Source organism: Sulfitobacter mediterraneus (assembly GCF_003054325.1).
GTDB classification, from domain to species: domain Bacteria; phylum Pseudomonadota; class Alphaproteobacteria; order Rhodobacterales; family Rhodobacteraceae; genus Sulfitobacter; species Sulfitobacter mediterraneus.
Genome location: NZ_QBKU01000001.1, coordinates 44,344 through 66,318, shown reverse-complemented (window position 1 = coordinate 66,318; position 21,975 = coordinate 44,344). Strand labels below are relative to the sequence as shown.

Below are 21,975 nucleotides of genomic sequence, written 5' to 3'. Positions count from 1 at the left end.
CGATTGTACAGTTCGTCCTTTGATACCCCACAAATCAGGCTGATGGTCCGGACGGATCGTCAGCCTCATCTGTTTCGGGCAATTCAACTGCCAGAAACCGCTCAAATGCATCAAGGTTGACCGGCTCAAACTGCCCAAACCCCTGCATCCAGATGCTGGCCCCCCGCAAGGCGTCCGGCTCAAGCTTACACCATTTCACCCGCCCGCGTTTTTCCTGAGAGATCAGGCCCGCCGCTGTCAGCACTCCCAGATGTTTGGAGATTGCCGCCAACGACATTTCGAACGGGTCTGCCACGTCGGTCACCGCCATGTCGTCCTCCAGCAGCATCGCCAGAATGGCGCGGCGCGTTGGGTCCGCGAGGGCGGCAAAAACCTGATCCAGCTGGGTGCTCATCCTTGCTGTCTACATCGCAGCGCAGATCAGGGCAAAGCGTTTCACCCGCGCGGGTGGTGCGTTGTCTGCGAAGGCCAGCGGTGCGTCAGCCGTGCCCTGTCACCCGGTGATAGACCGATATCGCGGGCTTGCCTGTCAGAAATGCCTTTGACATGGGGGTGGTTGCGGTGCCTCCACAGGGAGATGAGCCATCGGATAACCTTGCAATGATGTGCCTTTTCCGGACGTGTAGAGGCGGCGCGCGAAGGTGCGATATGTGTGATATCAGTCATGTGAGAGCCATTTTTTTGAGAGTGTTAGGCCAATATGAGCCTTCTACTGGCGTCGATCAAAGACAATTGCTTGACAGTATGTGTTCGAAAAAGTCACATATCTTATGGCTCGAAAACTCCCCCCACTGAACGCGCTTCGTGCCTTTGAGGCCGCGGGGCGGTATCAAAGCTTCTCCCGCGCGGCGGTGGAGTTGGGCGTCAGCCATTCCGCCATCAGCCGCCATGTGCGCGGGTTGGAGGATCGGCTGAATGTACAATTGTTCCGCGATCTGCCGCGCGGGCTTGCCCTGTCGCCGGATGGCGCGGCCTATCTGGCGCAGGTATCACCGGCCTTGGATGCAATTGCCGATGCGACCGAAAGCCTGTCGGAGCGCCCAAAGGGCACTGTGACCATCAACAGTGAGCCGTTGTTTGCGACCAAATGGTTGGTGCCGCGTCTGGGGGCGTTCACCGATGCTTTCCCCGAGATTGATGTGCGGCTTGAGGCCTCGCGCCATCTGGCGGATGTGGCCCGTTATGAGGCAGATCTGGCGATCCGGTTTGTGCATCCGGGCGGGGCCTATCCGGGGGCGGAACTGATCAGCGATGCGCCGCTATATCCCTTTGCCGCGCCGGGGTTGGTTGATCTGCCCTTGGGAGAGGTGGCGGATCTGCTGAACTATCCACTGTTGCGCGACCGGACAAATGGCACATGGGGGGTCTGGTTTGAACAGGCGGGCGGGGTCGCCCTGAAAGATGTGCCGCAATTCACCTGGCGTATGTCATCGGTTCTCGCGGTCGAAGCGGCGATTGCCGGGCAGGGGGTTTTGCTTGTTTCCGCCGAGGTGGTCGCGGGCGAGGTTGCGGCAGGCCGGTTGGTTCAGGTGTCTGATATCGGCTTTCGAGAGGGCGGCTATCATCTGGTCCGCACCGAAGGGGTTTTGCGGCGCAAACCTGTGCGGATCTTCCGCGAATGGCTGATGGCGCAAAGCGCGCAGTGGCGCAGCGGCCAATCGCCATCCTAAACCATTTGGTTGAATAACCGCAAGGTGTCGGGTTTTAGACAAATACCCGGTTTCGCGGGCAAATTACCGAATTGGCGCTTTCAAAAAGATATAAAAAACAAAGCATTGCGCCAATTGTCACGCATGTTGACTCTGGCCCGCCCCGCTATTAGCACAGGCCCCAAGCATCCAGTGGGGATATCGGCGTGGCTGACCCGGACCAACAGCAGCAACTTGAGCAGCTTGAGGCCAAGATCGACGCCGCAAAACAGCGTTCTGCGCCCAAGCCCCGCGCGGATGAACATTATTCTCAGGCCAATTTGGCATGGAGGATGGTGATCGAACTGGTGGCCGGTCTAGGGATCGGCTTTGGCATCGGATACGGGTTGGACCTGCTGTTTGGCACCCTTCCCATCTTTATGGTGCTGTTTGTAATGCTGGGCCTTGCGGCGGGAGTGAAGACGATGCTCCGATCCGCGCAAGAGATCCAGGACAAGAAAGTGGCCGAAGAGGCCGAGAACAAATCGCCCTAAGCGGCGGCAAGAACGAAGGAGCCTGAGATGGCGACAGAGACACACGGTGCAGAAGAAGGCGGTCTGGTCTTTCACCCGATGGACCAGTTTAAAATCGAACCAGCGTTTGGCGATGGTGCGATTGGCATGTTCACCGTAACCAATGCCACCGTCTGGATGGCTCTGGCCGTTGTTGCGACCTTTGCGCTGCTGGTTCTGGGCAGCTCCAAACGGGCGATGATCCCCTCGCGGATGCAGTCGGTTGCTGAGCTGGCCTACGGTTTTGTCTACAAAATGGTCGAAGACATCTGCGGCAAGGAGGGGGTGAAATACTTCCCCTACATCATGACGCTGTTCATGTTCATTGTCTGTGCCAACTTCCTCGGCCTGATCCCGACATCCTTTACCCCGACGTCGCATTTTGCGGTCACAGTGGTGCTGGCGCTGGCGGTATTCCTGACGGTGACCATTCTGGGCTTTGTCAAAAACGGCGCGGCCTTCTTGGGCCTGTTCTGGGTGGCCTCGGCGCCACTGCCGCTGCGTCCGGTTCTGGCGATTATCGAACTGATCTCTTATTTCGTGCGTCCGGTCAGCCACTCCATTCGTTTGGCGGGCAACGTTATGGCGGGCCACGCGGTGATCAAAGTGTTCGCAGGCTTTGCCGCGATCACAGTGATCAGCCCGGTTTCGGTTGTGGCCATCACAGCCATGTACGGGCTTGAGGTGCTGGTGTCCTTCATCCAGGCCTACGTATTTACCATTCTGACATGCGTGTATCTGAAAGACGCATTGCATCCGTCTCACTAATTCGGGCGATCTACACACCCGTCCAAATACTCAACTTCCAATCGTAAGGAGAATTCACATGGAAGGCGAACTCGCACACATCGGCGCAGGTCTGGCAGCAATCGGTTCCGGCGCAGCCGCAATCGGGGTTGGCAACGTTGCAGGCAACTACCTGGCTGGCGCACTGCGCAACCCATCCGCTGCTGCTTCTCAGACAGCAACACTGTTCATCGGCATCGCGTTCGCAGAAGCCCTGGGGATCTTCTCGTTCCTCGTTGCTCTGCTGCTGATGTTCGCTGTTTAACTCTTAGGTAACGACATCCTTACGAGCGGGCAGGCGTGATACATGTCTGCCCGACTGTAACGGCCAAGTTTCCAAGGAGAAGCCAAGATGGCAACTGAAACACATAGCGCAGCCGACGCCGCAGCCGCGGGTCCGGGCATGCCACAGCTGGATTTCTCCACCTGGGGCAACCAGATCTTTTGGCTCGTTCTTGCGCTGATCGCGACATATCTGATCCTGTCCCGCGTGGCCCTGCCACGTATTGGCGCGGTTTTGGCCGAACGTCAGGGTACGATCACCAATGACATCGCCGCAGCCGAAGATCTCAAGGCCAAGGCCATTGAGGCCGAAGCTGCCTACGACAAGGCTTTGCTTGATGCCCGCGCCGAGGCGCAGCGCATTGTAGCAGCCGCCAAAGCAGAAATTCAGGCAGACCTTGATGTCGCCATTTCCAAGGCGGATGCCGAGATTGCTGCGAAAGCGGCGGAATCGGCCAAAGCCATTAGCGAGATCCGCGCTTCTGCGCTGGAGAACGTGAAGGTCGTGGCAAAAGACACCACCAAGGAAATCGTCGCTGCGATGGGTGGTAAGGCAGACGCCAAAACCGTCACCGCCGCAGTCACAGCACGGATGAAAGGATAAGCCATGCGTTTGACCCTTACAGCCGTTCTTGCCGGTATGATCGCCTCTCCCGCCCTCGCGGCAGGTGATGTTTTCTTCTCGCTGAAGAACACTGATTTTGTTGTTCTGCTGGCCTTCATCCTGTTCATCGCGGTTCTGTTCTATTTCAAAGTGCCTAGCCTTCTGGGCGGCATGTTGGACAAACGTGCAGACACGATCAAATCCGAACTGGAAGAAGCCCGCGCACTGCGGGAAGAAGCCCAAACTCTGCTGGCCTCATATGAGCGCAAGCAGAAGGAAGTTCAGGACCAAGCGGACCGTATCGTGACCGCCGCCAAGGAAGAAGCCAAAGCCGCTGCCGCACAGGCGCAGGTGGATCTGGCCAAATCTCTTGAGCGCCGCATGGCCGCAGCCGAGGATCAGATCACATCTGCCGAAGCTGCCGCTGTCAAAGAGGTACGTGATCAGGCAGTAACGATCGCCGTTGCCGCCGCCCGCGACGTGATCGCCAAGCAGATGACTGCCACAGACGGCAACAAGCTGATTGACGATGCCATCGCGCAAGTGGGTGACAAACTGCACTAAGCGGTGCGTTACAGATCGACAAAAGGCCCCGGTCCACGCCGGGGCTTTTTCATTTTAGACTGACTATTTTCCCGCAGCAGGCAACAATTTCTCTTTTTGCCACTGCCACTTTAACATCTTTCTCATGGCGGCTCGATTTCAACCCAAGGCCGCCTGCATTGATTCTATCTAGGGGCACATATGGCATTTCGATATGGACTTGCGATGCTTTCGTTTCTTCTGGCGCTGGCCTTTGCGCCTGTGGCGCAGGCAGAGGATGCCGATCTGCCGGATGCCGGTCTTCTGGATGTTGATCTGTTTCAGCCCGCGCTTGATGCGGTATGCGGCGTGGGGCAGCGACTGGGTGAGGGGTGTGATGCGATCCGTGCGCGGCCGATACTGCCGTCTGCGGAATGGCCATGGCGCACGGTCGGGCGGGTCAATTCCACGGATCGCAATATACGCAGCCATTGCACCGGCACGTTGCTGTCCAGCACCGTGGTTTTGACGGCCTCTCACTGCCTTTACAATTTTCAGCGCAAGTCATGGATCCCGGTTCAGAGTCTGTTCTTTGTGGCGGGATACCAACGCGGCAAGGGGCAGGCGACTGCGCGGATTGCCCGCTATGTGGTTGATCCGGTGCATGACGTAACCAGCCGGGATTTCAAAGCAGACTTTTCGCAGGATTGGGCGCTGCTGGTGCTGGCTGATCCGATTGCGGATGCGAAAGGCTATCTGCCGCTTGCGCCGTTCAATCCAGCTGCGCCATCAGCCAAGGTGCAACTTGCCGGCTATCCCGCGCTGCGGTCGCATGTGCTGTCCTTGGTTGAGCTATGCGGGGCAACGACAACGGATCGGGCCAAGCGGGTCTATCTCAACACTTGTGCCGCGATGCGGGGCGATTCTGGTGCGCCCTTGCTGATCAATAGGGGCGGGAACTATCAGATCGCGGGTGTCTTCGTCGGCACGTTTGTGACCCAAAGTGGTGTTTTTAGCCTAAGCGTGCGCAATAGTGTCTTCGAAAAAGCCCTCAAAGGCGCTCTGGATGCAGGCGGGTCATAAGGCAGCTGGCTATTCTGTTTCGTGCTGAAGGCGCTGCCGGGCGATTTCTTCGTTCCGTTCCGCCTTTTGCTGATCATTCAGGGAGGCCTCGACAAAATTCAGGTGTTTCTCAATTGCGGCCCGCGCACCAACCGGATCGCGTGCTTGCAAGGCGTCGTTGATCGCCCGGTGCTGATCCAAAAGCGCGGCGCGGCTGGTGCGCTGTTTGAACATCACTTGCCTGTTGTAGAACACGCCGCCGCGCAACAATTCATACATCGACCGCATCATATGCAGCATCACTACGTTATGGCTCGCCTCGATGATGGCCATGTGAAACTGCGCGTCCAGCTGCGCCTCCTCTTCGGCGTTGCGCTTGCTGTGCACGGCTTCCATTTTGTCGAAAACCGCCTGCACCACCGCCAGATCCGTGTCAGAGCCGTATTTCGCTGCTCGCTCTGCCGCGAGGGCCTCCATGTCACGGCGAAACGACAGGTAATCAAAAACCGCTTCTTCGTGACGTTCGAACAATTCAACAAGCGCTGGTGCAAAGGCGCTGCCCAGCACCTCGGCCACGTAGATCCCGGCGCCCGGCTTTGCTGACAAAAGGCCAGAGGCCTGTAGCTGCGCGATGGCGTCCCGCAGGGAGGGACGCGACACATTCAACCGTTCGGCCAGCTCTCTTTCTGACGGCAGGCGTTCGCCGGGGCGCAGAATGCCGCGCAGGATCAGTTCTTCGATCTGGCGGACCACGGCGTGGGAGAGTTTTTCGGGGGCAACGGGGCGGAAGGGCATGCGATCATTCCTTTGATTGGTCAAATTATATGACCACGAAGTAAGAAGTTCAATTTCGGATACGGTGTTGCATGTTCAGGTTGAACGAACCAGAATACCTTCTATTTTAAGTGGGTGGAAAAATGAATAATTTTAAAATTGGATTGGGTCTTCTGTTGAGCCTGGCGACCGTCGCTGGTTGCGTTGATCAGGATTTCTTTGTTCGGCAAAATGTGACATATGATAAATACGAACGTGACTCCGTCTCTTGTGCGACAAGAGCGACACAGCAGGTTCCAACAAATACTCAGGTTGGATGGGCTCCATACGTTGGTGTGTATTCGACAGATGTGAATGCTGCATTGCGGGCCAAGAATCTTGAAATATGCATGCGAGACAAAGGCTATCAGAAGGTAAAAATCCCTTTCTGTCAGGGTGAACGATTGAAAGCTGCGACTGCCGCATCAAAATCTCCGCAGATTCGCAGTAAACGAATGAAGATCAATAAGACCAGTTGCTGGCTTAACCGGCCTGATGGCAGTGCGTTCCTCTATTCTGAAGATGCTTAGTAGAATCTTAATGTTTGCAGTCCAATGATTAAGAGATGCGACGTCTGGTTGAAACGATGCTATTGATCTGTGGAATGTCGGCCTGCAACACCGCAGGTCCGCATTTCCGCGGGCTGCCTGCGACCCGGATCACGGTCGAAGGGTCAACATTCGATGTGCGGGTGCGGGGTGAACTGGCCGAGGCCATTCGCATCAACGCGGAATATGCGCCCCGATTTGGCCCGATCCAGCGGCGTGCGGGTATCGCGATGGCGCAGGTCAGCGGCTGCACCGTCAAGGAGGTGCGCGGCGATCAGGCACAGGCGACGGGGATTCTGGATTGTGACTAGAGGCGCCGGATCGGAGGCCTCAATTCAGGGTGGTGCGCTGGGGATAACCCCAATATCTTGGGGATAACCGGCGGATTACCCCCGCCTGTTGTGTGTTTTGGTTGACTTGAAGGGGGTGCAGCCCGCATTTTCGATGAACCCAAGGAATCATCGGAGCCGTCACACAGGTGCGCTTTTCCAAACTCAGATTGACGGGCTTCAAAAGCTTTGTGGATCCAACCGACCTGATCATCGCTGATGGTTTGACAGGTGTGGTGGGGCCAAATGGCTGTGGGAAATCCAACCTGCTTGAGGCGTTGCGCTGGGTGATGGGGGAGAACCGTCCCACCGCGATGCGCGGCGGCGGTATGGAAGATGTGATCTTTGCCGGTGCGGCCACACGGCCCGCGCGCAACTTTGCCGAAGTGGCCTTGCATATCGACAATACCGAACGGCTGGCACCTGCCGGTTTCAACGACAATGACCAGCTTGAAATCGTGCGCCGGATCACCCGTGATGTGGGCAGTGCCTATAAGGCAGCGGGCAAAGATGTGCGGGCACGGGATGTGCAGATGCTGTTTGCGGACGCTTCAACGGGTGCGCATAGCCCGGCGTTGGTGCGGCAGGGGCAAATTGCCGAGCTGATCAATGCCAAGCCAAAGAACCGGCGGCGCATTCTGGAAGAAGCCGCCGGGATTTCGGGCCTTTACCAACGTCGCCACGAGGCGGAGCTGAAGCTGAACGCGGCAGAGACCAATCTGGCCCGTGTGGATGACGTGATTGAACAACTGGCGGCGCAATTGTCTCAATTGGCGCGGCAAGCGCGTCAGGCGGCCCGCTACCGCGAGATCGGCGATCAGCTGCGCCGGACTGAAGGCATGTTGCTGTATCGCCGGTGGCGCGAGGCGGATGATGCCCGTGCCGCGGCGGATGAGGAATTGCGCAACCGTGTGACCGCCGCCAGTCAGGGGCAGGCCATCGTACAGCAGGCGGCCAAAGCGCGACAGCTCGCCGAGGATGCCTTGCCGCCCCTGCGCGAGGAAGAGGCGATTGCGGTTGCGGTCTTGCAGCGCCTGACGGTGCAACGCGACACGCTGGATGATCAGGAAACCCGCGCCAAGGCGACGATTGATACGCTCACGGGCCGGATTGCCCAACTGGCGCGCGATATTGAGCGCGAGGGTGGATTGAACCGCGACGCGGGTGAAACGATTGAGCGGTTGGATTGGGAAGCCCGCGAACTGGCCAAGGCCGGTGAAGGCCATGACACTGCGCTTGAGGCAGCATCCGAGGCGGCCCGAGAGGCGGCAGCGGTGTTGCAGGCCCGCGAGGGGGATCTGGCGCAACAGACCGAAGATGTCGCCCGCCTTGCCGCGCGGCACGGGTCGGCAGAGCGACTGCTTGAAGACAGCCGCAAGACCCAGAACCGGTCGGAGGCCGAAGCCCAGAAAGCCCATGATGCAGTGGCGCAAAGTCAGGCCGCGTTGACCAAGGCGGGCGATGATTTCGAAGCCGCTCAGATCGCCGAGGCCGAGGCTGTCGCGGCCGCCAAAGCGGCGGACGAGGCGTTGATCCGCGCCGAGGAGACGCGGGCACAAACCCAAACCCGAGAGGCCGAAGCCCGTGCCGAACGATCCGAGGCCGAAGGCGAGATGAACGCGCTGCGGGCGGAAACAACGGCGCTGGCCAAGCTGGTGGAACGCGACACGGCCGAGGGTGGCCAGATCCTTGACCGCCTGCAGGTGGAACACGGGTTTGAAAAGGCATTGGGCGCGGCCCTGGCAGATGATCTGCGGGCGCCAGAGGTGGATGCGGACGGTCCGTCAGGCTGGGCGGTATTGCCAAGCTATGACACGGCACAGCCCTTGCCGACCGGCGTGACGCCACTGACCCAGCACGTATCGGTGCCGGATGTTCTGTCGCGGCGCATGGGGCAGATCGGCTTGGTCGACCCCGACGACGGCCCTGCCATGCAAGCCGCCCTGCTGCCCGGTCAGCGGCTCGTCTCGCCCGAGGGGGATTTGTGGCGCTGGGACGGGTTCCGCGCCTGGGCCGAAGATGCGCCTTCAGCGGCGGCGCTCCGGTTACAGCAACTAAACCGGCTTGAGGTGCTCAAGCAATCGCTCGAACAAGCCAGCCAGCGGGCCGAAGGGGCGCGTGCGGCGCATGATCTTTTGACCCGGACCTTGGCCGAGCAATCTGAGGCCGACAAACGCGCCCGCGAAGACCGGCGCACAGCAGACCGGATGGTGGCGGATGCGGGCCGCGCCCTGAGCCGTGCGGAGGCGGATCGCAATCTGGCACAGGGGCGCTTGGAAAGCCTTGGTCTGGCCGTTAAGCGGCACGAGGACGAGGCCTTGGCAGCGCGGGGCCGCGTGCTTGAGGCGGAACGCGCTCTGTCTGATCTGGGCGATCTGGGCGCGGCGCGGGCTGGCATCGAGGACATCCGCATGACGGTAGAGGCCGCGCGGATCACGATGATGTCGCGCCGGTCCGGCCATGATGAATTGCGCCGCGAAGGCGAGGCCCGCACCCGCCGTTCGCAAGAAGTGACCAAAGAGCTAAGCGGCTGGCGGCACCGTTTGGAGACGGCAGAGAAACGCAGCGCCGAGTTGATCGAGCGCAAGACCGCATCAGAGGCGGAACTAAAGGAGGCCAGCGCCGCCCCGGCAGAGATCGCCGCGAAACGCGACCAGTTGAGTTCGGAGATGACTGTGGCAGAGGGCCGCCGGACCGAGGCGGCGCAGGCTCTGGCAACCGGAGAGGCCACCCTGCGCGAAGCGACCGTTCAGGAGCGCGATGCAGAGCGGCTGGCATCTGAGGCCCGTGAGGCACGGGCGCGGGCAGAGGCATTGGCAGAAGCGGCGCGGGAGACCGTTGGCGCTGCTGCCGAACGGATTGCCGAAGAAAGCCAGATGACACCGAACCAATTGCTGACTTCTTTGGATGTGAACCCGGATCAAATGCCGCCTTCAACCACGTTGGAGGCCGACGTGAGCCGCCTCAAGCGTCAACGGGATGCATTGGGCGCGGTCAACCTGCGCGCGGAAGAAGATGCCAAGGAAGTTCAGGAAGAGCATGACACCCTGACCAATGAAAAGGCCGATCTGGAAGAGGCGATCAAGACCCTGCGCAGCGGTATCGCCAGCCTGAACCGTGAGGGGCGCGAGCGGCTTTTGACCGCCTTCGAGCAAGTGAATTCAAACTTCTCGATGTTGTTCACGCATCTGTTTGGCGGCGGTGAGGCCAATCTGGTGATGGTGGAATCCGATGATCCACTTGAGGCAGGCCTTGAGATCATGTGCCAACCGCCGGGCAAAAAGCTCAGCACACTGAGCCTGCTGTCGGGCGGCGAACAGACGTTGACGGCCATGGCGCTTATCTTTGCGGTGTTCCTGGCCAATCCCGCGCCGATCTGTGTTCTGGATGAGGTCGACGCGCCATTGGATGATGCCAATGTCACCCGCTTTTGTGATCTGTTGGACGAGATGTGCCGTCAGACCGACACGCGGTTCCTGATCATCACGCACCACGCGGTGACCATGGCGCGGATGGACCGGTTGTTTGGTGTCACGATGGCCGAACAAGGCGTCAGCCAATTGGTTTCGGTGGATCTTAAGAAAGCGGAAACGCTGGTCGCGTAAACGTTTGTGTTCTGGCCGGGTGTGATCGCATAGGTTTTCTGCATGCGATCCATTTTGTTTATCTTGTGTTTCCCCGTTTGCGCCTTGGCGGACGGCTTTGCCCTATTGGAGGGCGACCAGCCATTGCCGCGCCCAGAGGTGATTGCACTGACTGCCAATCAATCTCTGGTCTTCTTCGAAGGTGGTGTGTCGCAGTATTCGGTAGGGGGTGCCTATAGCTATACCTACGCGGGCGGCGGCACGGCTTTTGGTCGGTATCGGATTGATCCGGATGGTGTTGTCTGTGTGGATTTCCGAAATGGTAGGCAGCGCTGCGACCAATTTGTGCGCAGTCATGGGCGGGTTGTGATGGTTACCGAAGACGGCCAGAGATTCCCTGTCCGTCCCTGAGAATTAGTGGTTAACGCCTCCTTGAGAAATCATTCCTAGGCTGCCCCTGCCGCAAACCGTTGCGGTGCAAGGAGGTGATATGGATTGAATGAAAACACGTTCCGGAAGTGGATGGTCTTGATTGCGGCGGCGACGTTGCTGACGACGATCATCCGGCTTTTGTTTGAGGGATAGTTCGAACCCTTGAATAAAAGTGACCCCGCAGAGTACCAGCTCTGCGGGGTCTTTTTGCAGTGATATGTTCGAATATGCACGTGCCGGAAACTCAAGAGTAGTCAAATCCGCTCTGAGTTTCAATCTACCTGTCACAGCATGGTTAACACGATCTTACTTCGCCGCTTTCTTTTCAACTGGGCCCCCGGCCTTTTCCCATCCGGAAAATCCGTCTTTGAGATGCGCGGCGTCAAATCCCATGTCTTGCAATGTGGCTACCGAAATGGCGGATCGCCAGCCGGAGGCGCAGTGAAAGACGAACTTTTTATCCTCCCCAAACACCTCTTTGAAATAGGGGCTGTCCGGGTCCACCCAGAACTCCAACATACCGCGAGGACAATGAAAACTGCCCGGGATAAATCCGACCCGTTCCCGTTCGCGGGGATCGCGGATATCGACGATCTGAACATTTGGATCACTGGCCATCGCGATGCCATCCGCACTGCCGATTTCCTCGATGCGGGCGCGGGCCTCGGCGACCATTTGGGCAGACGTACGTTTCAGCGGCATCTCAGTCTCCGATCAAAGTTTGCCAAGAAGGGCGGGCGTTGGCCAGCCATCAACGGCCAGACCCAGCCGTGCCTGTTCGCGGCGCACCGCGGTGCGGGTCTTTGCGCCAAGGATACCGTCAATGTCGCCCACATCATAGCCACGGCCCTGCAATTTGGTTTGCAGTTGTTTCATTTGGCCACCTTCAAGTCCCGGCTCGGGGTTGCCAGCGTCAAAGACCTTGGCCCCCTGCAATCGGGTGGCAAAATAGGCGGCGGTCATCACGTAGGTAAAGCTTTGGTTCCAGTCAAAATAGACGCGGAAGTTGGGGTAAGCGATAAAGGCCGGGCCACCGCGGCCTTGCGGCAATAGCAAGGAGGCCGTCAATCCATTGGCAAGATCGCCGTTGCGAGCAGTGACGCCCAGTGCCCGCCATTCGGCCGTAGATTTCTGGACGTCCAGCCCGGTCAGGGACCAATCGAAGTCATTCGGAACTGCAACCTCGTCCAACCAAGGCTCGCCTGCGCGCCAGCCAAGGTGGTGCAACATCTTACCCCCCGACATCAGTGCATCCGGCGCGGAGGTTTTGAGGGACACTTGGCCGTCGCCATCGCCATCCACACCGTTTTCCAGAATGTCGCGGGGCAGCATTTGCACCATGCCGATCTCTCCGGCCCATGCGCCGGTGGTGGACTTCGGATCAAACCCGCCTTGGGCAAAAAGCTCTACCGCGGCGATGACCTGCGGGCGGAACAATTCGGGGCGGCGGCAGTCGTGTGCAAGGGTGACGAGGGCATTGGCGGTGTTGAAATCGCCCTGAAAGCTGCCGTAGTCGGTTTCAAAGGCCCAAAACGCCAGCAAGACACCGCGATCCACGCCATAGGTTTTTTCAATCCGGTCAAAGATCGCATCGAATTTTTTGCCGTTGGCGCGGCCTCTGTTGATCCTGTCGTTGGAAATCAGGCGGCGCGAGAAATCCACAAAAGGGATCTGAAACACGCCTTGTTTCCGGTCGGCCCGCAGAACGGCAGGGTCTTTTTTGACCCCGGCAAAGAACGCTTTTGCGGTGCTGGGCGCAATGCCTGCGGCAATGGCCTCGGTTCTGAGACCTTGCACAAATTTGGAGAATGATCCGCCACAGGGCACATCGGCAAGGGCGGTCAGGGGGGCTGCGGTCAGGGCAGCGGCGATCAAAAAGCGGCGCATATTCTTCCTTTAACTCGTTAACAGGCACAGCAGAAATGCAACGCCCAACATCAGAGCCCATGCATGCCACAGACGCGTGATTGCCGCATCAATTTCAACAGGGCCGATGTTGCGCGATCCGGAACTGTGCACCCATGCAAATTGTTGCGTGATGCCATCATAGGTGCGTGGACCGGCGAGGGCCACATCAATGGCGCGGGCCATGGCCGCCTCCGGCCAACCGGCGTTGGGTGATTTATGCTGTGCGGCGTCGCTGCGGATCATTTGCCATTGGGCGATCACCCCTGCAGGCAGCGCGATCAAGAGTGCGGTCAAACGGGCAGGCACCAAATTCAGCAGGTCATCCATCCGTGCAGAAGCCCAGCCAAACTGTTCATGGCGAGGGGTGCGATAGCCGATCATGCTATCGGCGGTGTTTACAAATTTGTAGACCAGCAATCCGGGAAGCCCCCCAATCAGGAACCAAAACGCCGGGGCGATCACCCCATCGCTGAGGTTTTCTGCGGCGCTTTCGATGGCGGAACGGGCCACGGCTGATCCGTCCATTGTGGCCGTGTCGCGGCTCACAATCATGGCCACATCGCGGCGGCCTTGCTGCACCGACATCCGCAATCCGTCCGCGACTTTTTGAACGTGTTGGACCAGTGATCTTTGCGCCAGTAAAATCGCCACAACGACGATTTCGACTATAGGACCAAAGAGCGCCAGAACATTACCGACGAACCAGCCCAGAAGGATCAGCAAGACGAGCGCAAGACTTCCTTTGATCTTGCGCCCAGTACCGCTGTTCAACGTCATATCAAGCCAGCCAACAACCCGGCCCATGAGAACAGCCGGATGTGGCATCCGCTGCCAAAGCCATTTCGGCTCTCCCATCGCGGCATCCAGAACCATGGCGATGATCAACAGTGCGGCTGTGTTCATAGCATTGCCTTTTCGATACGGGTCCATTGGTCCGGGGTCGGCAGGCCAAGGCGCAACCAATGGGGATTGTAGGGAAAGATGCGGCTCCAGATATGGTGTTGGGCCAGTGTTCCTTGCCATTCGGCGGCATTCTCCACCTCATAAAGCCGGAAAAGATCAGTCCCCCCCACCAGCTTTGCACCTTTGGCGGTGACCAACGCGTCAAGGCGCAAGGCGTCTTTGTGCAGCCGGTTGCGGGTTCCCTCCGCCCACTGCTGCGCACGCAGGGCATCGGCGCCAATGGTCAGTGCAGGGCCGGCAACCGCCCATGGGCCCAGCATCGCACGAAGCTGGTTCAAGAGGGCCGGATCGCCAATCACAAACCCCAGCCGCACACCTGCAAGCCCCCAGAACTTGCCAAAGCTTTTCAGAATCAGCGTGCCGGGGGTCAGCGCCTGATCCATCAAGGTCCTGTCCGGCGTCACATCACAAAAGCTTTCATCGATCACACGCAACGCGCCATGCAGATCTGATACCTGCCAAAGCTGCCCTGTGGGATTGTTGGGGTGGACATGGACGCTTGCCGTGGCATGACCGGCGTCATGGCTTACGCGCCACCCGGCCTGCGCGAAACTGGCGGCGTGTTCATTGTAGGTCGGTCCCGGAATATGCACTGTGCCAGCAGGCGCCAGATGGGGAATATGAACAATCGCAGCGGAGGCACCTGGGACCGCCATCACGGCGGCGCCTTCGGGCACTTTCCAAAACCTGCGGGCTGCGCTTTCCAACTCTGACAAGGCCGCCTCATCGGGCAAGGCGGTCCAGGCGTTTTCCGGGATTTCGGGCAAGGGGAAGGCCACAGGGTTGATGCCGGTAGACAGATCAAGCCAATCACCGCGCTGTCCGCCATACTGCGCCGCTGCCGCGTCCAACCCGCCGCCATGATCCCGTTTGCCGCTGTCCACCTTGCATTTCCTTTTGTGCGTCACCGGCCAAATTGTGCCGGATGGTGCAAAGGTCAAAGCGGAATTGTGCCAAGTGTTCAAGTCATGTTGCAAAGGTTAAAGGTTTCGGACGTCCGTTAACCTTTTGTTAACGAATTGGGCAGACCAGTGAGATGCGGGTCGTTTTGATCCTTTTGAAGGAGCTTCCATGCAAGTGTTGATCGTCCAAAGCTGCCAAGACCTTGGTCAGTTGTGGCAGCGGCATCTGGACCGTCTGGGCATGGAAACTAAACTGGTGTGCTGGCCGGATGATGCGATCAATTGTCTGTCGGATGAACCTTTCGAAACCATCGTGCTGGATCTCGAACTCAAGGGCGGATCGGCGATGAATGTGGCGGATTTTGCCAGCTTTCGGCAACCAAATGCACGGGTGGTTTTTGTAACCGGCAGAACGTTTTTTTCGGACGGATCGATCTTTGCGCATTTTGCCAATGCACGGGCCTTTTTGCCTGCCACCACGCCGCCAGAAGATCTGGCGACGATGGTTGAGCATTATTGCGCCGAGGGCTGTTAACCGCGGCCATGCGGGGCGTCGAAATCCAGCACGGGGTTGATCGGGATGATCCGGTTTGGGTTAATCGTATCATGGCTGTAGTGATAATGACGCACGATGTGATCAAAATTAACCGTGCCCGCAACGCCGGGCTGTTGATATAACTCTCGGGTGTAGGCCCAGATATTGGGGTAATCGACAATGCGTTTGCGATTGCATTTGAAATGCTGGTGATACACCGGATCAAACCGCACAAGCGTGGTGAACAGTCGCCAATCGGCTTCGGTGATCTGATCTCCGATCAGATAGCGGTTCTTTGTCAGGATGTCTTCGATCCAATCGAGTGTCTCGAATAGAGGCACTATCGCCGCGTCATAAGCGGTTTGGGTGGTTGCAAAACCGGCCTTGTAGACGCCGTTGTTGAAGGTGTCATATATGCGATCATTTACGGCTTCGATTTGGTCGCGCATTTGGACGGGCCAATAGTCATCGGTGTTGCCGGTGATACCGTCAAACGCACTGTTGAACATGCGGATAATCTCGGAGCTTTCGTTGGAAACGATGGTGTTCTGGGTTTTGTCCCATAGGATCGGCACGGTGACCCGACCGGTAAATTTCGGATCGGCACGGGTATAGACATCGCGGGCATAGGGATAGCCAAACAGGGTATCGCCGGTCGCCCCGTCAAAATCGTCCGCAAAGGTCCACCCCTCGCCCAGCATATCCGGATGTACGGCAGAGATCGTTATGTGATCCTCCAGCCCTTTCAGTGCGCGAAAGATCAGTGCGCGGTGCGCCCAGGGGCAGGCATAGCTGACATAAAGATGATAGCGGCCCGATTCGGCTTTGAAGCCCGCCTCGCCAGAGGGTCCGGCGGTGCCATCTGCGGTGATCCAGTTGCGGAATTTTGCGGCGGATCGTTTGAAGGCGCCATCGGTCGACTTGGTGTCATACCATTTGTCCTGCCATTTTCCGTCTACCAATAGGCCCATTTTGATCTCCTTGTGCGCTGTTTGGTCAGATTTAGGGGTGTTTTAGTAAAACCACAGGGGCAACTGCCGCGCATGCGCCTCTGCAAATTTGCACAGTTTGGCGGGTGTCATAGAAATTTAACTTGATTTTGCCATGGTTTAGGGCAGTTTTTGATCAGGTGAATGGGGGTTTGCTATGGAAATTTTTTTCTCCAAAGAGGTTCAGGCGGGTCTCGATGCGGCGCGGCGCGATAGTCTGCGCAAGGCATCACGTTTGCGGATTGACGTGAATGGGGTGATCTATCCGGTGCTGCGGATGTGGAAAACCGGCTTTGCGGTAGAGGCAGAAGATGCACCAAAACTGCGTGGTTTGGTGGATCTTTATGATGGGGCCAACCACCTGTTCCAATGCCTGATTATCGCCAGCGAGGAAGAAGCGGGCGAGATGCGTTATGAGTTCAAGCGCGCCACAGCTGTGGCCTACGCCGCTGCGCTGGACTTTGAAAAGGCAGCAGATGCGCCTGTTGGTCTGATTTCGGATGGGCGGGCCGGTTAGGACGCGTTCGAGATCAGCGCGACGCCAGCCACTCCGATGACGGCGCCAAGCCATGCCAATGCTTTGGGCCGGGACCGACCGATGATCCAGATCATCGGTAAAACGATCAGGGGCGTTGTTGCGGACAAGGTTGCAACAATGCCGACCGGCCCACTTGCCAATGCGAAAAGCTGCAGTGACATGCCAAGGCCAGTGCCGACGACGGCGCTGAAGACAACCTGCTTTGCCACGGGGCGGGTCATGCTTTGAATTTTGCTTCGGCGCGGGGCAGATAGCAAGACGGGCAAAAGCAAGCTCAACGCCCCTGCAACGGAACGAACAAAGGTTGCTGACAACGGATCAATGCCCTTGGCCATGACCGGCGCTGCGATCAATACGCTGCCCGCTTGGGTGAGTGCGGCCCCCAGACCAAACCCGATGCCCGGCGTGAGGCCCGCAGTGTCGCCGGTGAATCTTGTGTCACTGGTATTGCTGCGGGCACTCGCAGCGGCGACGAGGCCCGCTATGATCATACCGGTGCCAACCAAAGACAGCATAGAAATCGTCTGTCCCAAAACAAGAAAGCCCAACAAAAGCGCAAAGGGCGCGGTGGCGGTGCCGAGCAGCGATTGAAGCTGTGGCCCTACCCGTGAAAGCGAGGCATAGCGCAGGGTGTCAGACAGAAACACTCCCATCACCCCCGAAGCACAAAGCAGCGCAACATCATCGCCGTTCATCCGGCTGTCGAGCCCGAACAGCAGCACCAACCCGCCTGCACCGATTGCGACCAATGCCATCCGAACAAAGCTAAACACCGTTGCACCAAGCGCCCGCGCCGCGTCATAGGCAAGCAGGCCCGACACCGCGAAACAGGAGGCGGTGGCAAGAGCAGCAACAATCCAAATCGGTATCATAGGTGTCTCTCAGTAAGGTCTGAGAGTGACCTTGCGGGCTTAACCTAACTTTAGGTCAAGAAGAAATTCGACAAAAGTGGACTTGCCCGCCGATCGATCCAAGCAAGGTCAGTGCCCTGCTTGGACCGGCCCCGTTGGAGCGGTTACTGGAGGTCTTTGAAAGCTTCGGCCAGACGGTTGCAGGCCTCTTCTATGCGGGCGCGGGGCGTGGCGATGTTGAACCGCAAAAAGCTTTCACCGCCTTTGCCAAAGGTTGGGCCATGGTTTACCGCGATGCGGGCGTCCCCTTCGACCCGTTTGGTGAACTCCTCGCGGCTCATCCCGGTGCCGTCAAAGTCCACCCAAGCCAGATAGGTCGATTGCAGATCCATCGACGCCAAACCGGGGATAGCATTCACTGCCGCATCGAAAAGCTTGCGATTGCCATCAAGGTAGCCCACCAGATCATCCACCCATGCGGCGCCTTCAGGGGAATAGGCCGCAGTGGCCATGATCAGGCCAAAGGAATTGGGTGATGATCCAAGCGCATTCATCCGCGCCGCGAATTTGCCGCGCAGATTTGGATCTTCGATGATCACATTGCCCGAATGCCCGCCCGCTAGGTTAAATGTCTTGGTGGTCGCCGTCATCATGATCAGGCGGTCAGTGATGCCATCGATCTTGGCCATCGGTGTATGGGTGTTGCCGGGCATCACCAGATCATGGTGAATTTCGTCCGACACCAGGATCAGGTCATGCCGCTTGGCAAAGGCCGCTACCTGCTCAAGTTCGCCTTTGGTCCAGACCCGGCCGCCGGGATTGTGCGGCGAACACAGCACCAGCATAGTTTCACTGCCCGTCATCTGGGCATCCCAGCTGTCGAAATCCATCTCGTAGTGGCCGTTGTTGTTGACCATCTCGCATTCGACAACCTTGCGGCCTGCGGCGTTAACCACCTTGGCAAAGGCGTGGTAAACCGGCGTGAACAGCACAACACCATCGCCGGGCGCGGTAAAGGCATCGACACACATCGCGGTCCCGTTGACCAAGCCATGAGTGGTGAAAATCCAATCGGCCTCTACGGTCCAGCCATGGCGATTCTGCATCCACCACTGGATCGCCGCGATGTATTTGCTGTCATCGCCGAAATAACCAAAAATACCGTGATCGACCTGTGCCTGCATCGCATCGCGCACCACTTGCGGCGGCTGAAAATCCATATCGGCGACCCACATCGCGATACCGTCATCGGCGGGGACGCCATAAATCGCCTCCATCTTGTCCCACTTTGCGCAATGGGTGCCGCGGCGGTCGATAATCTCGTCAAAGCTCATGGAGGTCTCCTGTGGAATTTGGGCCAAGCTAGCGGGAAATACAGGGGCTGCAAGCCCTGTTGCAGTGCGCAGGCCCATCGCCTACATCAGCTGCATGAAACGTAATATCCTTTTGCACCCCGATCCACGGCTCAAGAAGACCGCTGCGCCTGTTGACGATTTGTCAGATACGCTGCGGGCTTTGGGCGATGATATGCTCGAAACGATGTATGACGCGCCGGGCATTGGGCTGGCCGCGCCGCAGATCGGGTTGTTGCAGCGGGTGATCGTGCTTGATTGCAACAAAGAGGAAAACGAAAGCCCGCGCCCTGTGGTGATGTACAATCCTGAGGTTCTGGCCTCGTCAACGGATTTGAACACCTACGAGGAAGGCTGTCTGTCCATCCCCGAACAATTTGCCGAAGTCACCCGCCCCGCAGAGGTTGAGGTGCGCTGGATGGATCGCGATGGCACCGAACACAAAGAGGGGTTTGATGGGTTGTGGGCGACTTGTGTGCAGCATGAGATCGACCATTTGGACGGCAAGCTGTTCATTGATTACCTCAAACCGCTCAAGCGCCAGATGATCACCCGCAAAATGGTCAAGCTCAAACGCGAGTTGGCGCGCGGATGAGCGTTCTGCCAATTGTCCTGTGGCCCGATCCGCGACTGGCAGAGATCTGTGCGCCGGTTGAGAAGATCACGCCGGAGATCGAAACACTGGCCCGCGATATGCTTGAGACCATGTATGACGCGCCGGGCCGTGGCCTTGCCGGGCCTCAGGTGGGCGCAATGTTGCGGATTTTTGTGATGGATATCGGCTGGAAAGAGGGCAAATCTGACCCGCTGGTTTGCATCAATCCGATGTTGCAGGAGATTGGCGAAGACCGCGCCGTGAACACCGAAGGATGTCTGAGCATTCCGGGCGTGACCGCCGAGGTTTCCCGTCCCACGCAGGTGCAGATGGTCTGGACCGGTCTGAACGGCGGGCGTTATGTGCAGAGTTTTGACGGCTTTGGCGCGGTCTGCGCCCAGCACGAACTGGATCATCTGGACGGCGTTGTGACCTTTGATCATCTGGATGCGCAAACCCGCGCCGATCTGATAACGGAGTATCAAGCCCAATGACCCAGCGACGATTTATCCCCTGGCCCGATGCCCGCTTGCGCCGAGCGGCAGAGCCGGTGAGCGAGATCACCGACGAGATCCGCAGGCTTTGGGATGACATGATCGAGACGATGGACGCCATGCCCGGTGTGGGCCTCGCCGCGCCGCAGATTGGCGTGATGTTGAAAGTGGCGGTCGTAGATGCCTCCGAGGGGCGCAACCGCCGGGTGCGCATGGCCAATCCGGAGGTGATTGATGCCTCCGCCGTGATGCATGTGCACGAAGAGGCCAGCCCGAACTTGCCCGGTGTTTCCGCCAAGATCAGCCGCCCGCGCGGTGTGACCGTGCGGTTTCTGGATGAGAACGGCGTAATCACCCGCCGTGATTTTGTCGGGCTGGAGGCGACCAGCGTCCAGCACCAGATCGATCATCTGGCGGGGAAGATGTATTTTGACAATCTCAGCAAGGTCAAACGTGACATGCTGTTGCGCAAGGCGCGTAAACTGAACGGATAACAGGGCCGGCACCTCCGGCAGTCAGGAGCCAGCGATGCGCATTGTGTTTATGGGAACCCCGGATTTTTCGGTGCCCGTGCTGGAGGCGCTGGCGGCGGCAGGGCATGAGATCGCCGCCGTTTATTGCCAGCCGCCACGACCGGCAGGGCGCGGTAAGAAGGATCGCCCAAGTCCCGTGCAAGCGCGGGCCGAACAGTTGGGTTTCGAGGTGCGTCATCCGGTGTCGCTGAAGACGCCAGAGGCGCAGGCGGATTTTGCCGCGCTTGGTGCCGATGTTGCGGTGGTGGTGGCCTATGGGCTGATCCTGCCGCAAGCGGTGCTGGATGCACCGGCACGGGGCTGTTTGAACATTCACGCCAGCCTGCTGCCGCGTTGGCGCGGGGCGGCGCCTATTCACCGGGCGATCATGGCGGGGGATGCGGAAACCGGCGTGTGCATCATACAGATGGAGGCTGGACTGGACACTGGACCGGTGTTGTTGCGCAAGACCACCCCGATTGGAGCAGAAGAAACCACGGCACAGTTGCATGATCGGTTGAGCCAAATGGGCGCAGGCGCAATCGTGGAGGCTCTGGGCCGTTTGGACCAGTTGACCCCGGCCGCGCAACCCGATGAGGGCGTGACCTATGCCGCCAAGATTGACAAAGCCGAGGCGCGGATCGACTGGAGTAAACCGGCGGTCGAGGTAGACCGGTTGATCCGGGGATTGTCGCCCTTTCCCGGCGCGTGGTTTGAACTGGATGGCGTGCGCATCAAGGCGCTTGGCTCGCGACTGGCAGACGGGTCCGGCACGGCGGGTGAGGTGCTTGGATCTGATCTGCGGGTGGCCTGCGGGGCAGGTGCAGTGGTGCTGACCCGCTTGCAACGGGCGGGCAAAGCGGCGCAGGATACGCAAGTGTTTCAGCAGGGCGCACAGATCGGCGCTGGCCAACGGTTGACGGGAGAGTAGCGATGTTTCTGACGATGTTTGGCACGGTCGTGATCGCCGGGATCGTTGGCTATCTGTCGGAAAAAACCGGTTGGACCCACAACGGGATTTTGCAGAGCATCATCATCTGTGTGGGCGGGGCGTTTGTGTTCTTCTTTGTTCGGATCATGTTCAACATCGGTTTTGACAGTGCCGGAATGAATGCAATTGTATCTTCAATCGGGGCGCTCATTATTGTGCCGTTTCACTGGCGGCGCTGATGCA

At 58.6% G+C, this 21,975-nt stretch carries 27 protein-coding genes; 18 read left to right on the top strand and 9 right to left on the bottom strand.

Annotated features, from left to right (window positions below):
* Window positions 1–34 precede the first annotated feature (34 nt).
* Window positions 35–394, bottom strand: a complete 360-nt coding sequence (locus tag C8N31_RS00395) for an ArsR/SmtB family transcription factor (RefSeq protein WP_025046971.1) — start codon at window positions 392–394, stop codon at window positions 35–37.
* 376 nt (window positions 395–770) lie between these two features.
* Between C8N31_RS00395 and C8N31_RS00390 the strand changes: the two genes are divergently transcribed.
* The 7 genes from C8N31_RS00390 (at window position 771) to C8N31_RS00360 (ending at window position 5,477) form a co-directional block, all read left to right on the top strand.
* Entirely contained in the window at window positions 771–1,670 is a 900-nt protein-coding gene (locus C8N31_RS00390; protein ID WP_025046970.1) for a LysR substrate-binding domain-containing protein, read from the top strand.
* A gap of 185 nt (window positions 1,671–1,855) precedes the next feature.
* The gene (locus C8N31_RS00385) at window positions 1,856–2,182 is read left to right on the top strand and encodes an AtpZ/AtpI family protein (RefSeq protein WP_025046969.1); all 327 of its coding nucleotides are present in this window, start codon (window positions 1,856–1,858) and stop codon (window positions 2,180–2,182) included.
* Window positions 2,183–2,209: 27 nt separating this feature from the next.
* Entirely contained in the window at window positions 2,210–2,968 is a 759-nt protein-coding gene (locus C8N31_RS00380; RefSeq protein ID WP_025046968.1) for a F0F1 ATP synthase subunit A, read from the top strand.
* Between the two features lie 58 nt (window positions 2,969–3,026).
* Window positions 3,027–3,251, top strand: coding sequence for a F0F1 ATP synthase subunit C (locus C8N31_RS00375; protein WP_025046967.1), 225 nt, complete (start codon window positions 3,027–3,029; stop codon window positions 3,249–3,251).
* A gap of 87 nt (window positions 3,252–3,338) precedes the next feature.
* Complete coding sequence (locus C8N31_RS00370; protein ID WP_025046966.1) at window positions 3,339–3,872, top strand: F0F1 ATP synthase subunit B'; 534 nt, start codon at window positions 3,339–3,341, stop codon at window positions 3,870–3,872.
* Between the two features lie 3 nt (window positions 3,873–3,875).
* Window positions 3,876–4,436, top strand: coding sequence for a F0F1 ATP synthase subunit B (locus C8N31_RS00365; RefSeq protein ID WP_025046965.1), 561 nt, complete (start codon window positions 3,876–3,878; stop codon window positions 4,434–4,436).
* A 204-nt stretch (window positions 4,437–4,640) separates the two neighbouring features.
* The gene (locus tag C8N31_RS00360) at window positions 4,641–5,477 is read left to right on the top strand and encodes a trypsin-like serine peptidase (RefSeq protein ID WP_170116146.1); all 837 of its coding nucleotides are present in this window, start codon (window positions 4,641–4,643) and stop codon (window positions 5,475–5,477) included.
* 9 nt (window positions 5,478–5,486) lie between these two features.
* On the opposite strand, the gene C8N31_RS00355 is transcribed toward C8N31_RS00360, so the two are convergent.
* The gene (locus tag C8N31_RS00355; RefSeq protein WP_025046963.1) at window positions 5,487–6,251 is read right to left on the bottom strand and encodes a FadR/GntR family transcriptional regulator; all 765 of its coding nucleotides are present in this window, start codon (window positions 6,249–6,251) and stop codon (window positions 5,487–5,489) included.
* 122 nt (window positions 6,252–6,373) lie between these two features.
* Here C8N31_RS00355 and C8N31_RS20165 point away from each other — a divergent pair, with 122 nt between their 5' ends.
* The 4 genes from C8N31_RS20165 to C8N31_RS00340 all read left to right on the top strand — a co-directional run bounded on the left by C8N31_RS20165 (window position 6,374) and on the right by C8N31_RS00340 (window position 11,141).
* On the top strand, window positions 6,374–6,799 hold the full coding sequence (locus C8N31_RS20165; protein ID WP_146173086.1) for a hypothetical protein: 426 nt from the start codon (window positions 6,374–6,376) through the stop codon (window positions 6,797–6,799).
* 35 nt (window positions 6,800–6,834) lie between these two features.
* On the top strand, window positions 6,835–7,128 hold the full coding sequence (locus tag C8N31_RS00350; RefSeq protein WP_025046962.1) for a hypothetical protein: 294 nt from the start codon (window positions 6,835–6,837) through the stop codon (window positions 7,126–7,128).
* A gap of 167 nt (window positions 7,129–7,295) precedes the next feature.
* Window positions 7,296–10,751 carry a chromosome segregation protein SMC gene (gene smc / locus C8N31_RS00345; RefSeq protein ID WP_025046961.1) on the top strand — a complete coding sequence of 1,152 codons (3,456 nt, stop codon included), beginning with the start codon at window positions 7,296–7,298 and terminating at the stop codon, window positions 10,749–10,751.
* A gap of 42 nt (window positions 10,752–10,793) precedes the next feature.
* On the top strand, window positions 10,794–11,141 hold the full coding sequence (locus C8N31_RS00340; protein WP_025046960.1) for a hypothetical protein: 348 nt from the start codon (window positions 10,794–10,796) through the stop codon (window positions 11,139–11,141).
* A 327-nt stretch (window positions 11,142–11,468) separates the two neighbouring features.
* Here C8N31_RS00340 and C8N31_RS00335 read toward each other — a convergent pair whose 3' ends face one another.
* Genes C8N31_RS00335 through C8N31_RS00320 form a run of 4 tightly spaced genes read right to left on the bottom strand, consistent with a single transcriptional unit; the run spans window position 11,469 to window position 14,917 of the window.
* A complete protein-coding gene (locus tag C8N31_RS00335) occupies window positions 11,469–11,864 on the bottom strand; it encodes a rhodanese-like domain-containing protein (RefSeq protein WP_025046959.1) in 396 nt (131 codons plus the stop codon).
* Window positions 11,865–11,876: 12 nt separating this feature from the next.
* Entirely contained in the window at window positions 11,877–13,049 is a 1,173-nt protein-coding gene (locus C8N31_RS00330) for a lytic murein transglycosylase (RefSeq protein ID WP_025046958.1), read from the bottom strand.
* 9 nt (window positions 13,050–13,058) lie between these two features.
* Complete coding sequence (cbiB, locus tag C8N31_RS00325; protein WP_025046957.1) at window positions 13,059–13,973, bottom strand: adenosylcobinamide-phosphate synthase CbiB; 915 nt, start codon at window positions 13,971–13,973, stop codon at window positions 13,059–13,061.
* Window positions 13,970–14,917 carry a threonine-phosphate decarboxylase gene (locus tag C8N31_RS00320; protein WP_025046956.1) on the bottom strand — a complete coding sequence of 316 codons (948 nt, stop codon included), beginning with the start codon at window positions 14,915–14,917 and terminating at the stop codon, window positions 13,970–13,972. The genes cbiB and C8N31_RS00320 overlap by 4 nt, the downstream gene beginning before the upstream one ends.
* A gap of 187 nt (window positions 14,918–15,104) precedes the next feature.
* Here C8N31_RS00320 and C8N31_RS00315 point away from each other — a divergent pair, with 187 nt between their 5' ends.
* Window positions 15,105–15,470, top strand: a complete 366-nt coding sequence (locus tag C8N31_RS00315; RefSeq protein WP_025046955.1) for a response regulator — start codon at window positions 15,105–15,107, stop codon at window positions 15,468–15,470.
* Here the strand turns inward: C8N31_RS00315 and C8N31_RS00310 are convergent.
* On the bottom strand, window positions 15,467–16,441 hold the full coding sequence (locus C8N31_RS00310; protein WP_025046954.1) for a glutathione S-transferase family protein: 975 nt from the start codon (window positions 16,439–16,441) through the stop codon (window positions 15,467–15,469). The two genes, C8N31_RS00315 and C8N31_RS00310, sit on opposite strands and share 4 nt — an antisense overlap.
* A gap of 175 nt (window positions 16,442–16,616) precedes the next feature.
* Between C8N31_RS00310 and C8N31_RS00305 the strand changes: the two genes are divergently transcribed.
* Window positions 16,617–16,976 (top strand): hypothetical protein, encoded by a 360-nt coding sequence (locus tag C8N31_RS00305; protein ID WP_025046953.1) that lies wholly within the window; start codon window positions 16,617–16,619, stop codon window positions 16,974–16,976.
* Here the strand turns inward: C8N31_RS00305 and C8N31_RS00300 are convergent.
* Window positions 16,973–17,869 carry a DMT family transporter gene (locus C8N31_RS00300; protein WP_025046952.1) on the bottom strand — a complete coding sequence of 299 codons (897 nt, stop codon included), beginning with the start codon at window positions 17,867–17,869 and terminating at the stop codon, window positions 16,973–16,975. The two genes, C8N31_RS00305 and C8N31_RS00300, sit on opposite strands and share 4 nt — an antisense overlap.
* 143 nt (window positions 17,870–18,012) lie before the next feature.
* Entirely contained in the window at window positions 18,013–19,182 is a 1,170-nt protein-coding gene (locus C8N31_RS00295) for a MalY/PatB family protein (protein WP_025046951.1), read from the bottom strand.
* 94 nt (window positions 19,183–19,276) lie between these two features.
* Between C8N31_RS00295 and def (C8N31_RS00290) the strand changes: the two genes are divergently transcribed.
* Genes def (C8N31_RS00290) through C8N31_RS00270 form a run of 5 tightly spaced genes read left to right on the top strand, consistent with a single transcriptional unit; the run spans window position 19,277 to window position 21,971 of the window.
* Window positions 19,277–19,795: a peptide deformylase gene (gene def, locus C8N31_RS00290; RefSeq protein ID WP_025046950.1), complete on the top strand. Its 519-nt coding sequence runs from the start codon at window positions 19,277–19,279 to the stop codon at window positions 19,793–19,795.
* Window positions 19,792–20,289, top strand: coding sequence for a peptide deformylase (def, locus tag C8N31_RS00285; protein ID WP_025046949.1), 498 nt, complete (start codon window positions 19,792–19,794; stop codon window positions 20,287–20,289). The genes def (C8N31_RS00290) and def (C8N31_RS00285) overlap by 4 nt, the downstream gene beginning before the upstream one ends.
* Window positions 20,286–20,783, top strand: coding sequence for a peptide deformylase (gene def / locus C8N31_RS00280; protein ID WP_025046948.1), 498 nt, complete (start codon window positions 20,286–20,288; stop codon window positions 20,781–20,783). The genes def (C8N31_RS00285) and def (C8N31_RS00280) overlap by 4 nt, the downstream gene beginning before the upstream one ends.
* A 34-nt stretch (window positions 20,784–20,817) precedes the next feature.
* Window positions 20,818–21,732 carry a methionyl-tRNA formyltransferase gene (fmt, locus tag C8N31_RS00275; RefSeq protein ID WP_025046947.1) on the top strand — a complete coding sequence of 305 codons (915 nt, stop codon included), beginning with the start codon at window positions 20,818–20,820 and terminating at the stop codon, window positions 21,730–21,732.
* A 2-nt stretch (window positions 21,733–21,734) separates the two neighbouring features.
* Window positions 21,735–21,971 carry a hypothetical protein gene (locus C8N31_RS00270; protein ID WP_025046946.1) on the top strand — a complete coding sequence of 79 codons (237 nt, stop codon included), beginning with the start codon at window positions 21,735–21,737 and terminating at the stop codon, window positions 21,969–21,971.
* Window positions 21,972–21,975 lie beyond the last annotated feature (4 nt).